Annotated in this window: 10 protein-coding genes and 1 tRNA gene; 1 reads left to right on the top strand and 10 read right to left on the bottom strand. The window is 64.3% G+C overall.

The window, feature by feature from the left end:
* Positions 1-251: 251 nt before the first annotated feature.
* Positions 252-329: transfer RNA gene (locus LLH23_15140), tRNA-Asp, on the top strand.
* Here the strand turns inward: LLH23_15140 and LLH23_15135 are convergent.
* The 10 genes from LLH23_15135 to LLH23_15090 all read right to left on the bottom strand — a co-directional run bounded on the left by LLH23_15135 (position 318) and on the right by LLH23_15090 (position 13356).
* Complete coding sequence (locus LLH23_15135) at positions 318-1772, bottom strand: recombinase family protein (protein ID MCE5239800.1); 1455 nt, start codon at positions 1770-1772, stop codon at positions 318-320. The genes LLH23_15140 and LLH23_15135 overlap by 12 nt on opposite strands.
* 14 nt (positions 1773-1786) lie before the next feature.
* The gene (locus tag LLH23_15130) at positions 1787-5563 is read right to left on the bottom strand and encodes a TIR domain-containing protein (GenBank protein ID MCE5239799.1); all 3777 of its coding nucleotides are present in this window, start codon (positions 5561-5563) and stop codon (positions 1787-1789) included.
* A gap of 74 nt (positions 5564-5637) precedes the next feature.
* Positions 5638-6384 carry a recombinase family protein gene (locus LLH23_15125; protein ID MCE5239798.1) on the bottom strand — a complete coding sequence of 249 codons (747 nt, stop codon included), beginning with the start codon at positions 6382-6384 and terminating at the stop codon, positions 5638-5640.
* 105 nt (positions 6385-6489) lie between these two features.
* Entirely contained in the window at positions 6490-7125 is a 636-nt protein-coding gene (locus LLH23_15120; protein MCE5239797.1) for a hypothetical protein, read from the bottom strand.
* A gap of 326 nt (positions 7126-7451) precedes the next feature.
* On the bottom strand, positions 7452-7988 hold the full coding sequence (locus LLH23_15115) for a hypothetical protein (protein MCE5239796.1): 537 nt from the start codon (positions 7986-7988) through the stop codon (positions 7452-7454).
* 345 nt (positions 7989-8333) lie between these two features.
* Complete coding sequence (locus LLH23_15110; GenBank protein ID MCE5239795.1) at positions 8334-10655, bottom strand: phage/plasmid primase, P4 family; 2322 nt, start codon at positions 10653-10655, stop codon at positions 8334-8336.
* Complete coding sequence (locus LLH23_15105; GenBank protein MCE5239794.1) at positions 10652-10876, bottom strand: hypothetical protein; 225 nt, start codon at positions 10874-10876, stop codon at positions 10652-10654. The genes LLH23_15110 and LLH23_15105 overlap by 4 nt, the downstream gene beginning before the upstream one ends.
* Positions 10877-10878: 2 nt before the next feature.
* Positions 10879-11067 (bottom strand): MerR family transcriptional regulator, encoded by a 189-nt coding sequence (locus tag LLH23_15100; protein ID MCE5239793.1) that lies wholly within the window; start codon positions 11065-11067, stop codon positions 10879-10881.
* A gap of 122 nt (positions 11068-11189) precedes the next feature.
* Positions 11190-12203 (bottom strand): winged helix-turn-helix domain-containing protein, encoded by a 1014-nt coding sequence (locus LLH23_15095; GenBank protein ID MCE5239792.1) that lies wholly within the window; start codon positions 12201-12203, stop codon positions 11190-11192.
* Positions 12133-13356, bottom strand: coding sequence for a hypothetical protein (locus LLH23_15090; GenBank protein ID MCE5239791.1), 1224 nt, complete (start codon positions 13354-13356; stop codon positions 12133-12135). Before LLH23_15090 ends, LLH23_15095 begins: the two co-directional genes overlap by 71 nt.
* Between the last annotated feature and the right edge of the window lie 215 nt (positions 13357-13571).

The raw sequence follows: 13571 nt of genomic DNA, 5'->3' as shown, positions 1-13571 counted from the left end.
GTACGAAGGCCTGCACTTCGTCGTGGGCGAATAGCTTCATGACCGAGGCTCCTGAGCAGATAGGGTGATCTGGACAATCTCCTATTCGCGCTCAAGCCTCGGTTCCTTTCTTTCCGGCAAGACTAAGTGGGTAAGAGCCAGGTGGGGAATCTGGTTGACACGTCAGGGGGGATATGATAGAGTGTCGAGGCTCGCTGACGAGGATGCGAGCATTGTCTTTTTCCCGATGGTTCGTCACGACGAACCGATGCGGGGCTGTAGCTCAGTCGGTTTAGAGTGCCACCCTGTCAAGGTGGAAGTCGCGGGTTCGAGCCCCGTCAGCCCCGCCATACGCTACGCACAGGCCCTTCTGCTAACCAGCAGAAGGGTTTTCTGTATGTGGCCGTTAGGTTCGTGCCATCGAAGGTCAAGTTCGATTGTAGCAGATTCAGCAGCTTCCTCTTCTCAGTCTGGGGCTGGGTCAGCCACAGCGTGTACGCATTCTGGGCCAGCTTCAGAACCCTGATTCCGGCCTCGTAGTAGACCTGACTGGCCGTCAGGTGACGCTCGATGGCCGCCTGCATCTCCAGTTGCCGCGAGCGCCATTCGGTGGACTTGCGGCGCCAGGTGTCTTCCCCAATGGTTCCGTCCAGCTTGTCCTCGTAGGCCGCGTCCAAGCGGTCCTGAAGCCGTTTCACTTCCGCCTGGAGCTTGCTCACCTGCTCCTCGTGGTAGGCCGTCTCGTCCTGGTGACTGGCCTTCAGCGCCGACACGATCCACTCGATGTCCTCTCCGCTGATCTGAACACGCTTCACGATGTCCCCGAGCAGCTCCTGAAGGCGCTCCTCCCGGATGGCCGGCTTGTCACACCCGCCCTTGGAGCCGGTGCAGTGATAGTAGACGTACTTCCCCTTGCGGATCTCCGCGGTGATCGAGCAGCCGCAGTGCGCGCACCTGATGAGCCCCGTGTAAGCGAACGTGCGCTTGGCTTCCTCGACGGGATGGTTGATCTTGTGCAGGGCCTCCTGGGCGCGCTGGAACAGCTCGACGCCGATCAGGGGCTCATGGTTGCCCTGGTAGGTGCGGCCGCCCCAGGTGAAGGTGCCGATGTAGAAGGGGTTCTTCAGAATGCGCTCGACCGTGACCTTGGCCGGACGCTTGCCGAACCGGGTGGTCAGTCCCTCCGCCGCGGCACGACTCGCCACCTCGGCGAAGCTGCAATCGCCGGCGGCGTACCACTCGAAGACCTTCCTGACGACGGGGGCTGTGTCCGGGTCCGGCGCGATCTCGCGTTTGTCGCCATTCTGCACATTCACGTAGCCGATGGGTGCCGCCGACGGCCACGTGCCCTGTTCGGCCTTCTCCCGCATACCCTTGCTGGCTTCCTCAGAGAGGTTGTCCACGTAGTTCTTGGCCATCAGCACCTTGATCCCGTGCATGAACTTCTCCGTGGACCGGCACTCATCGGATAGGACGAAGTTCTCCTTGACGAAGTGGATCTCCAGGTCGAGTTCGTCGAGAGTCACATAGTCGCGGAGGTTGCGATATAGGCGGTCTGTCTTCTCGACTAGCACGGTGCGACAGGCTCGGTTGCGCTGCAGGTAGGCGACCATCTCCCCGAAAGCGGCTCGCCCAGCCTGCTTCGCGGTCTCGACATCCACGAACTCCCGCTCGACGCGGAAGCCCTTGTCCAGGGCGTACTCTTGCAGCAGCTTGAGCTGGGCCGGGATTGAGAAGCCTCCGTCCGCTTGCTCCTTGCTGGAGACCCTAGCGTACAGCACAGCGGTTCTCATCGTGCCGTCCTCTATCACGTGTCGGTGCGCCAAGGCAGCGCCGGGACTTCGGTTGAGTCGGCTCTTCCCTGCAGCGTCGCTGTGTCAGGATTGCCTTCGAGGGCGAATAGGGTGATGCACTGGCTGCCGAGGCGGCCGGCCCACATCCGACCAGAGGGGTGTGTCACGATCTCCTCAAATGGCCTGGGCCACCAACCCATGACCCGTCGCCCCGCTCCCGATTGTACCAGCGTCTCAACCCCATCACTCAGCGCCCACCATCTGGCTCCGCCGGAGATAGCTGCGGCGTCGCCCATCCCGCGGATAACCTCCACACAGCGGTACGAGCCCGCGTCCCACACTCTTGTCGTCCCGTCGAGCGCGACAGACACCAGACGAGCGCCGTCGGGCGAGAATGCAACGGCCTGGACCCAGTGCTCGTGCCCGTGCAGGCAGGCGACACACGCTCCGCTGCTGGCGTCCCACAACCGCACTGTGTGGTCGTATGAACCGGAGGCAAGGCCAGTACCGTCTGGTGAGAAGGCCACAGCAATCACCGGACCGGTATGTCCGTCGTTGGATGCGATCGGCTCAAGATCAACGGCGTCCCATATCCGCACCGTGCAGTTCTCGTGGGTCAGTTCGCGCCCGCTTCCCGTGGCTAACCTCTGACCATCCCGTGAGAATGCTATGCTCCGGAGCGGGCCATCGTCGCTGAGAACCGGTCCTGCCTCCTCCGGCGCCAGAACGCTGCAGACGCGAAGTGTCTGGTCCCACGATGTGAGGCCGAACCGAGCTCCGTCGGGCGAGAAAGCGGCGTTTGTAACAACCTCAGGACACTTGACGCACGCGACGGGCCGGCCGTCCTGCCAGTTGAGCACGCACGCTCCACCGTCTTCTCCAACACCGAGAAGCAGCGTTCCGTCTGGCGAGAAACAGATGTGCTTGAGGTATGGCGAGGTCGTTGTTCGAGTTGTCTCGACTGCGGCGTCTACATCCCAAACGCGAACAGTCTGATCCCACGATGCAGACACCAGACGACGGCTGTCGAGGAATACCGCGCTTGTGACAGGCTCCTCGTGGCCGCGTAGACGGGCAATCTCAGTCCATGTCGCTGTGTCCCACAGATGCAGGGTCCCATCATAAGAACCACCCGCGAGCCGTGCGCCGTCGGGTGAGAACGCAAGACCACTCACCCGGTCATGTGTCTCCAGGCACGCGGCCTGCGTCAGAGAGAGCGTATCCCAGATCCGCACGCCGTTGGTGGAGCCGGATGCAAGGAGGCTACTGTCCTCAGAGAAGGCCACATCAAACACAACGCCTTCGTGGCCCTGTAGACAGGCGATCTCTGCCCCGGTGCACGCTTCCCAGACACGGACAGTGCCGTCGTCTGATCCGGAGGCGACCTGCATCCCGTCCGGCGAGAAGACAACATGATTGACCCAGGGCCTGTGCCCGCGCAGGCAGGCCACTTCGGCACCGGTCTGGGAGTCCCAGACTCGCACTGTCCCGTCCGAAGAACCGGACGCGAGCCAGTTTCCGTCCTGTGAGAACGTGACGCTCTGTACCCAGTCCTGGTGACCAGTGAGGCATAGTAGTTCCGCGCCACTGTCCGCATCCCACACCCGCACTGCATCGTCTTCAGAACCGGTTGCGAACCGCCTGCCATCGGGTGAGAAGGTGACGCTGGTAACGGCGGCGTCGTGGACATGGTGAACGGCCACTTGAGCAAACACCGAGGAATCCCACAGCCATACCATACCATCCCTGGAGCTGGCGGCAATCATCCCACGCGGAGAGACGGCCACGGAGAGCATTGCGCGCGGAGAGCCGCCAAGACAAGCGATCTGCGGCCCCCCTATGGCCTGCGGTGGAGGACGCAACGACCGCAGCCAGGCAAGACCAGGCTGCGACTGCTCCTTCTCCTCCCGCCAGCGCTCAAGCAGCGTGCATAGCTTCGGCTCGGAGCGTTCCCAGGGGGGGGGCGGCGATACTCCAGCCGCCGACGGGGGGGCGCAATAGTGCGCCGCGTCCGGGCAGTCATACCACCAAGCACTGTTCCACAGGCACTGGAACAACGTCGTCGGGTGCCGGGCGACGAAGTGCAGGTCGTTGCGGAGGGCCTGCTCCAGCAGCCGCAGGTTCTTGCACACCGGATCATCCAGCGACAGCGCCGCCTGCCCTGCCTCCAAATCGCGCGGCAGGTCGAACACCAGCCCCGCCTCGGTCTTTGCCTCCAGCCACCACAGGTCCAGGCACAGCGCCAGAATCTCCTCCGCCCGCCCCGCCGCCTTCAGGTGCTCCCGCAGGTGCTCGAAGAAGTACCCGTCATTCGGCCCCGAGGCCCACCCCTCCGGACACTTCGCCCGGTATGCCTCTACTAGGTCCCCATGCAGCGCCGCCTCGTCCGCCACCATCTGTGCCATGTAGTCGTACACCAGGTCGTGCAGCGACACGCGTCGATTCGGCGCCACGCCATCCAGCCGCACCAGCGCACGCTGCTCCAGCGTCGTCAGCAGCTTCCGCGCATGGCGCTGCGACAGCCCGCCCGTGTGCGCCCACAGCATCAGCACCGCCGCCTCCGGCACGGTCTCATCCGGCGGGAAGACCCGCAACTCCGCGAACCGCTCCGCCTCGTCCTCGGGCAGCCGGTCCACACTCAGCTTGATGCTGCGCAGGATGCTGCCGTGGGGATGATCCAGGTACTCCAGGTCGGCCTCAGCCAGCGCCTCCAGCAGGTCGTCCCAGCTCGCACCGTCGCGTACCATGGCCCCGCACAGCGACAGGGCCAGCGGCAGCTGCCCGCAATGCGCCATGACCGCCACGGCCTGCTCCGGCAGCGCGGCGACGTCGAGCCCGGCCCATTCGGCCAACAGGTCCCGCGCCTCGGCCTCCGTCAGGAGTTGCACCTGGTGCTCCGTGCCGCCGATCGCCGTGATGATGCTCGCATCCCGGCTGGTGATGACCATGCGGCAGCGCGGCCCCAGACAGTCGAAGAAGTCGAGGTGGTTGGCATCCCACACATCGTCGAGCAGCAGCAGCACCGCCCGGTCCGCCAGCAGCTTCTGCAGCTTCGCCTTGCCCTCACCCGCGTTGTCGAAGATGCCCGGATCGCCCAGAGCCTTGGCGATGAGCCGCTGCAACTCCGCCACGTTGGGCGACTGGCCGATAGGCACCCAGATGACGCCATCGGGGAAAGCCCAGCGCACCTCGGTATCGCGCGCCAGCATCGTCGCCAGCACCGACTTGCCGATGCCGCCCATGCCATGCACGCCGACCCGCGCCGGCTCGCCGGTGACGACGGCGGTGCGGCGCACATCGGCCAGCACAGCGTCCTTGAGCGCCCGCAGCCGGTCCGGCCGCTTCAGCAGGTGCTGCGGCAGCGACGGCACACCGACCAGCTTGCCCATCGGCGGCACGGGCTCGGAGAGCTGGCGCACGAGCGTCTCCAGGCGCTCCTGGTAGTGGGCGTCATCGCGGAAGTCGGGGGCGTCGATGAGCCTCAACTCGTCGGGGAGATCGGCATAGTCGCTCAGGCGCAGGACGGGGTTGACTGGTTTGCCGAAGTCGAAGGCCCACCGCCACTCGGCTTCTACGTATTCGGAGGTCAGGGCGCTGGGACCGAACACGAGCACGAGTCGGTCCCGCGCCGAGATCGCGTCGCGGATCTCCTGCAGGAACGTGAGGGCACGGCTGGGCATGTCGAGGCGGTCGAACCAGACATCGAGGCCGGCCGCCTCCAGGTCGTCATGCAGCCGCCGCGCGAACGGCTCATCGTCACCGCGGGCATAGGACAGGAAGACAGTGGTCATCGGCATTCCCCTCCTACCCAGTCTGACTGTCACGGCTCGACGCCGTCAGTTGGCCTCGCCATGCGGCCGCCGCTTCACATCGCGGCGGCGGCGAGTGCGTTTCCCCGGTAGCCCCCTTCGGGGTTCGCGGTCGGGTCCGTGCGCTCAATCATCCGGGCAATGGTCGTGGTCTTGAACTCCGCCCCACGCGCCGTCCGCAGGCCCTCGGCGTTGAAGAGGTCGGCGATCTCCTGCCAGGTATTGCCCTGCCGCCGCAGTTCCGTCGCTCGCTTCGCCAAGTCGCCCACGTTCTCGGCCGGTCGCCCCAAGCGGACGCCCTTCTGCTTCGCTGCCTTCAGGCCGTCGCGGGTCCGCTCGCGGATGCGCTCAAGCTCGACTTCCGCCATCGCCAGGCGGAAGGGGAGCATCTTGTCAATCTTCTTGCCGTCGCGAACCTGCCAGCCCTCGTCGGCACTCAGCAGGTCTATGCGGTTCTTGACGGCCCAGTCCACGACCTTCAGCAGGTGAACCATACTGCGCCCGAGGCGATCCACCTTGGGGAAGATGATCCCCTGCGCCTCGCCGGCCAGGACGCGGGCCTGCACCCCGGCCAGACCATTGCGCTCCTTCGCGCCGCTCTCCACCTCGGCCACTACGTCAGTGAGGTCGAAGCCCTCGCGGGCGGCGGTCTCGTGCAGGCGGGTCCGCTGGCCGTCGAGGGAGTGCCCGTTCGCGCCCTGCTGGGCCGTGCTCACGCGGATGTATCCGATGAGCTTGCCCGCTCCAGTAGCAAGCCGTGCCTGCTGTTCCTTGCTCACTTTGGTTCCTCGCGGCCGGGCCATTACGGGTTCCTCCTGGTCTCGTTGACAAGGAGGAGCATAGCATATTATACGAAAACGGCCAATATCGTATAACGGAAGTGCTGACCCTGGTATTGGTTTCGGTCTTCACTCTCCTGCTGGGAGGCCCTTCTGCGCCTCTCGCGCTGTCTCCTTCGCCTCGGTTGCGGCCTCCTCGCCCCCGACCACTCGCGGAGCAGTCCCGCTGGCCTGCGGTGTGTTCGCGCCCGCGATGTTCACCTGCTTGTCGCCGATGTTGACCTGCAGGACCGGGAGAGCCAGCTTGCGCACGGTCGCGAGCGTCTTGATGGCCGACAGGAAGCGACGATGCGCCCGGTCTATCCGGCGCTGATAGTGCTCGGCCCAGTGAACGTTCAGGTCCTTCAGATTCTGCGCGTAGATCGCCTCGGCGTACTGCATGTGCAGCCAGCACACCGCAATGCGATCCGCCAGCAAGAGTTCCAACGGGGAGGGGTCTGCACCGGCGAGTTCGGCGGTCATGGACTTGAGGCGTCGTTCAACACCCTCCCGGAAGACCAAGTCCTGACCGTAGTATTTCTCCAATACTGTGCGTAATGTCTGCTTCGCAACGTCACCCACCTGGTCCCAGAGACCCCGCATGGCCTCCCGGATCGCGGGCATGGCTGACTCGTCACCTTGCGCGGCCCGCTTCGCCAACGCCGCGAACTCCTTCTCAGTCTTCGAGGATGCGGCTCCCTTGGTTCCCTTCTTGGGCGTAGGCATTGGCCTGTTCTCCGTTTGGTGGTTCGTTCGTGACCCGTCGGGTGCGAGTGCGCCGCCACTCGCCGCGTTTGTGCTGGCGATACCCGGCTGCCGTCAGCGCCGCTCGCGCCGCCCGCTCGCCGACTTCGCATAGTGCGTCAACCGCCCGCTCTGCCCCATCGAGGCGCCGGCTGTCCTGACGAAGTACCTCTGCCTTCTGCAGACGCTCCAGGCGATCTACGGCGTCCAGTGTCGCGGCTGCTTTCGCGACCTCACCGGCGCCAATGTACTCGCGCACGACCCGGCCGTTGGCCCTGCGGCTTCGGGTGTAGTAGCGCCCGCCTCGCTTACGCCTTTCCCATCCCATGCGTTGTGTTACCTTTCTGCGTTTGCCCCGCTTCGCTGGTCACTCGCGCGACCGGCTTGCCTCGCCGCCGGGCGGTCTCAGGGCGCACCCCGAAGCGCCACTCCCACAGTTTGCAGTCGGTTGATGGGCACATCCTGACTTCCTGGGCACTACCGGCGCAACACTGCAGGCAATGCTCGCGGATGGCTTTCGCCAGGCTACTCCCGAACGGAGTTCGCTCCGGCAGCTTGCCATGTCTGATTGCCGTGGCCGGGCTGACACCGAAGCGCCACGGCCACAGCGGGCACCAGCCGGCGTGCGCGAACTCGCCGGGACACTCGGCCACCAGCTTGCTCGTGCCGCCGGCACACCTGAGGCAATACTGCCTCACGAGGCTGAGCCGGCGCGAGGCCCCGGTGTAGAGCCGTCTGCCGCTCGGCATGACGGTATCTGCTGCGAGTTCGGCTTCGCCCTGGCTTGCCGTAGGGCAATCGGTCGTCTCGACGGGTTGGGGCTGCAGATGTCGGGCAGTTGCCATGTCGTTCTCTCCAGTCGTTGCCGTTTGCGCAATGCCATGCTCGGGAAGTGACTGGCGGCAGACCAGCCTCGCGTATGCGTGTCGCGGCCAATCTGCAGCCAGAGTGTTGCACTGCTTTGACTCTCCTCGCGCGCGGGCGTGTGCGCGCGCCGATACCAAGGAGGAAGCAAGGAGGCGTGGTGGAGGTGAGGGGGATAGCGGATCGTGGGAAGGAAGTACCTTGCGCTCGTTCGTGAATCATGCTCGTTCTCGCCCGATGCCTCACACTGGACACAGTTGACATAGTTGGGCATAGTCTTTCGCCATGGCCCCACGTAAGCAGCGATGGCTGGTTCATGTCAGAAATCACCCACCAACCGTGTCAACTGTGTCCGTCTGCGGCGGCGCTTGTAGGCCCACGCCGGAATACACCGTCATCTTCCTGCCCGCTTTGGTTACGCGCTGCTTCGAGAACCTGTCGGCCATGCGTCTGCCGAATGCCGTACTACTGAGGCGCTCCCGTTCGTTCGCCCTGAGTTCGTCGCACCACTCGCTGTATTCGCGGTAGAGATCGCCCGCGCTGGCCTGGCATGTCGGCTCCACTGCGCAGCACGAGGCCAGGAACTCGCCGAGAGGATCGGCCTCTTCGCGCCAGGCCGTGCTCGCGGCCAGCACCGTCGCCGGCGGGGTCAGGCCCTCTCTGGCCCATTCCGTTGCGCCTTGCACCGCCCATCGCAATATGCCGGCTGCCTCCGCCTTGAGCTTGTCGCTGAGATTGCGGTCTGCGTCGTCACCGAGGAACTGCCTGTTGAAGGGGATCAGCCGGGCCTTGCGCCAGAAGCCGTCGGTCTCGTCCAGTACCCTCGGCCTGTGGTTCACGCCGAGCCACACCTTCGCCATGTTCTCGAAGGTGCGGTCGTTCTCCCGCATGAGGCGGGCAGTGATTGGATCGCTGCCTGCCAGGGCCTTGAGGCGGTCCTCGTTCAGCCTGGCGTTCTCGGCGGCTTCGCTGGCTGTCACGAAGCGTCTGAGTTCCAGAAGCGCGAGGCTCTGCGTGTGGTCATTGCGGGAGGCGTAGTCGAACAACTGGAAGCTGGCGTTGTGGGCGTAGTCGCCGAGGACATAGCGCAAGATGCTCAGGAAGACGCTCTTGCCATTCGCGCCCTTGCCGTGCAGCAGGAAGAAGCACTGCTCCTTGGTGCTGCCGGTGAGCGAGTAGCCGACCGCTCGCCAGACGAACCGAACGAGGTCCCCATCGTCGTCGAAGACTTCACGGACGAACTGCCGCCACCGTGGGCACTCGGCTCCCCCGGTGTAGGGCACGGAGACGCTCTGCGTCAGGTAGTCCTCACGGCTCCCACGGCGGAACGCGCCGGTGCCGAGTTCGATCACACCGTTCGGACAGCCCAGGAGCATCGGCTGACGATCCCACGCCTCGCCGGCGTCTGCAATGGGCGGCTCGGATCGCGCCAGGTGCAGGGCCGCCTCGATCCGGCTCTTCGACTCGCTGCCAAAGGCCCACTTGCGTTGAGCATCGCTATCAGCCGCCGACGCTGCTTCGTATCGGGCACGGGCGGCTTCCTTGGCGAAACGGATCAGCTCATCACCCGCCGCGTCCTCCCACAGGTGCGTTCCCCACTTGAGCCAGCGTTCGCGTTTCCAGTCGAAGCGCAGACGATCCCCGAACAGGGAGGCGAAGAGTTCACCGTTGCCCGCGTCGGTCGCATGGAACCGCAGGAGATCGCGTTCGCTCCCCGTTGACGTTCGGGCCTGTTGGCTCCCGCCTGAAATGCCTCCGCGTGGCGTGTAGAACTGGGTTGTGCTCTCACGGGCCTTCGCAATGGTCCGTTCGCGGTAGTCCTCTCGCTCCCACTTGTCCCTCATGCGTCCCGACTGCCGGACGAGCCGGTCAATGCGCAAGGGATCGCCGCCGGTCCAGAAGGCCAAGTGACAGCACAGGGCGAGATCGCCCGCACTGTCGTCATCGGGATAGCCGCCGTCCCACAGGCGGGCGAACTCATCGCCATTCCGGGCTTGTCTTGCCTTGGCAAGCAGTTCCTCGTCAGACACGTCGGCAATGCCAGACGCCGGGGCGGCCGCCTGGCGCGTGCTCTTGCTGCCGAACACACGCCGGTGCAAGGCTTCGAGTTGGGCCTGCCGTTCCTCGACGGTCGGAGGTGTGCCGGCGAAGTGGTTGCCTGTGACGGTGAAGAACCGCCCTCTTGAGTACGACTCAAGCTCCCCGTCGAGTAGCTTCTTCCGGTTCCCGCCCGGAGGAACTTCGCCGAAGAAGAAGACCTTGACGCCCTTGCCGGAGGGCGAGGTCTCGGTGTAGCTGTCGAGTTCGCGGACGATCTCTTCTGCCCAGGGCTTCAGCTTGCCGCCGTCGTCGAGTGAGTTATCGAGGTCGGCACCTGCCAGGTCATCGCTGAGCATAACGCCGATACCGTCGAAGCGGGGGGCCTGCCGGACGGCCTCCGTGAAGGGCCGCCAGGTGTCGGGGGTGTTCGACCTGGCCTTGCGCAGCGGCCCCGGTTGAGCGATGTAGGGCACCTTTGTCTGTTTGCCGCCGCGCGTCTCGTACCGCCAACATACCCACGCCCGGCGTTGCTTGAGGGCCTCGGGGATGCTCGTCAGGAGGACGGCTAGAGCATCGGTTGAGCCAACCGCAGTCACCGCCATCGTCATGCCACCGTGTCCTTCGCTATGTGCTCCCCACGCTCCATGCCCAACTCGCCCGGCTCCGGCTTGCCTTGAGCGGCCTGGTCCCACTCATGCAGCAGATCAAAGAAGCCGGCGAGGTTGCGGATGATCTCGCGGGCGTCCTCCTCGCTGACGGCCTCGCCCGTGCGCTCCTGCCAGAAGCGCCGGGTATCGGCCACCACCTCGGGGGAGAGGCCCTGAGCCACGGTCAGGCCTCCGCCCGCTGAGGCTGTAGACGCTGGCGCAAGGCGTCAATCTGCTGGTCGTCATAGAAGCGATGCCCCCGGTAGTCGCGGTAGGGGGTCACGATGCCTCTGCGCTCCCAGTCCCAGAGTGTCGAGCGGCAGACGCCGAGGAGCCGGCATACCTCACCGATGGCCTTGAGTTGCGTTTCCATGCACGACCTCCGGCAGCTACATGCGTGTGTGCGTCGGTACACACGACTATAGCCAAGCGCCGGTGGCGAAGCGGTCTTGCTCTGGTGCTGGTTTGGTGCTGAGGCGAGAGCAGTGGGGATGGTTACAGCTTGGAGGCTCTGACCTGCGACTCATCGAGGGCGAGCATGTACTTGCGCGGGCGGCCCAGAGCCCTAGGCTCATTGCGGAACAGTGCCCTTGCCGGCATGGGAAGCATGATGGTGGCAGACTCGGCGGCCCTCTCTAGCGCGTTACGAGCGCGATAGATGGAGCCTTTCACGGCACCTTCATCTTTGCATTGGTATGCCGCCCACGCCTTCTTGCGAAGGTATGGATCGGAGAGCCACTGTCCGACGTTCAGGGCAAGGACGCGAAGCAGCTCTCGGTCGCGTGGTTCAAGTTTCACCGGCTGTCCATAGAAGGTCACGTCCGGGCCGTCAATCAGAAGGATGGCGTCGGGCTTGTCTGCCCCGGCCCGGCTCACCGTGAGCTGCAGGTCATCAAGGATGAACCTCCCATCGCCGGAACGCACTGCGCCCAGCAGGAGGATGACTCGCGGTTGCCTTCCGAACGGGAAGGGGCTTGGTGCAATGGCGGGAACGAAGACGAGCGGAGCCTGGGCCTCCTGAAGGCGAAGGCAACTGGGGAAGAGAGACTGAGCATCCGAACGTGCTGACCCGACGGCGAGAAACGCCTCGCGGTTCTCGCAAGAAGACAACCGGCCCAACCACCATAGCCGACCAGCTATGCACTCCTCAAGACCGGGCGATGCGTCAATCTGACTGGCAAGCCATCGAGCAAGCCCCTGGCCGCTGACAACCCACGTCGCAAGCCTGCGCAGATCAGCCCTGATTCTGCCCCATCCTCGCTCGTGGCAGACGACGTAGGCTTCCGGCGAGCCGTTCGCCCGATCCACGACTTCGACATCTTCCTGACAGCCCTTCTCGCAGCCATCGCACGTGACAGACTCAGCCATTGGCCCTGGCACGAGAATCCCGGCTTGAGTCAGGGAATCAAGGTGGGCTTCCGGCCATGCCGCCACTTCATCAGACAGAAAGCGTCCGCTGCTTGCCGCGTCCAGATTGTGGAGAATCAGGCTTAGGCTGTCCTGAGACATCGAGACCCCACCTAGTGACAAGCTCTCTTATCTTCTCATCGAGTGGGTCATGCTTCAGGGCCAACGTCTGGCGAGAGATACTGAATGTCCGTGTTCGCGACCTGCTTCCTGCGGGCGGAACAAAGGAAATCCGTATCTGCGCCGAGGCCACCTCTAGCAGCGCCTTGGGGATCGATTCCTTACGGAATAGCTCGTCGAGCAAGTCATAGATGGCGTGAGGCACGCCGGGCGAGCCCGCATCAAGAGTGACCTTCCGGCTACCCCCTCCGATGATGCCTAGTCGGAGAGTCCTAACCTGCACGCCGAGTACCTTGTCCTCCGGCTTGATCCCGAACACGAACTCACGAGAGAGCAACGGATCGAGTTGGTAGTTCGTCTCTGAAGATGGCGTGTCGCCAATATCCACCGCGAGCACGATCTTGCTGAAGATGCGCTGCAACTCCCAGAGAGTCCTCTTGTCCCCCGGCACACACGCATCGAGCATTCGCCTCTGTTTGTCGTACACAAAGGCCAACTCGAAGGCCAGCCGCTGCGTATCAGTCACGAACGTGTGCTGCTCATCGAAGGCAGGCACACTTGTGGCATAGTCCGCGAGATAGACCAGCCAGTATAGCTTCTCCCCGCGCTCCCAGTGCTCAACGTGACAGCCCTGTCCACGCCCCTCCTTGAGACGGTAGTAGCCCGATATGGCCTCCGCCAGCGTCTTCTTCGTCCCATCGTCAACTGCAGGAACACCATCAATCGGGTCCTTCCACGGTCTCCAGCGCAGAGCTTCGGCGTGGTACAGGTCCTTCGCGACGCGGAAGACTCGCGGGTGTTCGAGGAAGACCCAGAATGCACTTCTCAACGGATCGCTCAGCCGCTCGATGTCGCCGGAGATGTCCAGGGAATGGTGCCGGTTTCTCGCCTCATCAATCAGGACTTTGGTGCCGCCCGCGTCGGCAAGCGCATGTATCTCTCGGAAGTCCCGGTCAATGGCGCGACCCTTGCGCTCTCCGGCGTTCACGATGGCCGAGTAGACCTGATCCCAGTCCTTCGGCTTCAGTTCGCGCAGCTTCAAGTCCCCGGCCACGCTCTTGCCGTGCAGGTAACGCTCCAGCAAGTCCTTTGGAGCCATGCGGAGAAACGACTTGAGTGAGAAATGCCGTGCCATGCGATTCCCCCCTTGGAGGAAAGCATCTTCGCGTCCACTCCCGCTCGCACGTGAAGGCACTATTCGGCACGGAGGCCGGGAACACCTACCAACGGAGCGCACTATGGGCGGTCTGGGGCACGAGGCCAGCACGGAGTTCCGCCAAGCAGAACGCGCTACAGACGCCCGTGGCGCGACGAAGGCCGCAGTAGGGCTTCCCTATACATCGCCCATTG

The sequence above is a fragment of the bacterium genome (assembly GCA_021372615.1).
Taxonomy (GTDB): domain Bacteria; phylum Armatimonadota; class Zipacnadia; order Zipacnadales; family UBA11051; genus JAJFUB01.
This window is presented reverse-complemented; position numbering and strand designations above follow the sequence as displayed.

What these genes read in the sequence shown, in the direction of transcription:
- LLH23_15135 (MCE5239800.1), bottom strand. Translation starts at nt 1,772, where the DNA reads ATGAGAACCGCTGTGCTGTACGCTAGGGTCTCCAGCAAGGAGCAAGCG.
- LLH23_15130 (MCE5239799.1), bottom strand. Translation starts at nt 5,563, where the DNA reads ATGACCACTGTCTTCCTGTCCTATGCCCGCGGTGACGATGAGCCGTTC.
- LLH23_15125 (MCE5239798.1), bottom strand. Translation starts at nt 6,384, where the DNA reads ATGGCCCGGCCGCGAGGAACCAAAGTGAGCAAGGAACAGCAGGCACGG.
- LLH23_15120 (MCE5239797.1), bottom strand. Translation starts at nt 7,125, where the DNA reads ATGCCTACGCCCAAGAAGGGAACCAAGGGAGCCGCATCCTCGAAGACT.
- LLH23_15115 (MCE5239796.1), bottom strand. Translation starts at nt 7,988, where the DNA reads ATGGCAACTGCCCGACATCTGCAGCCCCAACCCGTCGAGACGACCGAT.
- LLH23_15110 (MCE5239795.1), bottom strand. Translation starts at nt 10,655, where the DNA reads ATGACGATGGCGGTGACTGCGGTTGGCTCAACCGATGCTCTAGCCGTC.
- LLH23_15100 (MCE5239793.1), bottom strand. Translation starts at nt 11,067, where the DNA reads ATGGAAACGCAACTCAAGGCCATCGGTGAGGTATGCCGGCTCCTCGGC.
- LLH23_15095 (MCE5239792.1), bottom strand. Translation starts at nt 12,203, where the DNA reads ATGTCTCAGGACAGCCTAAGCCTGATTCTCCACAATCTGGACGCGGCA.
- LLH23_15090 (MCE5239791.1), bottom strand. Translation starts at nt 13,356, where the DNA reads ATGGCACGGCATTTCTCACTCAAGTCGTTTCTCCGCATGGCTCCAAAG.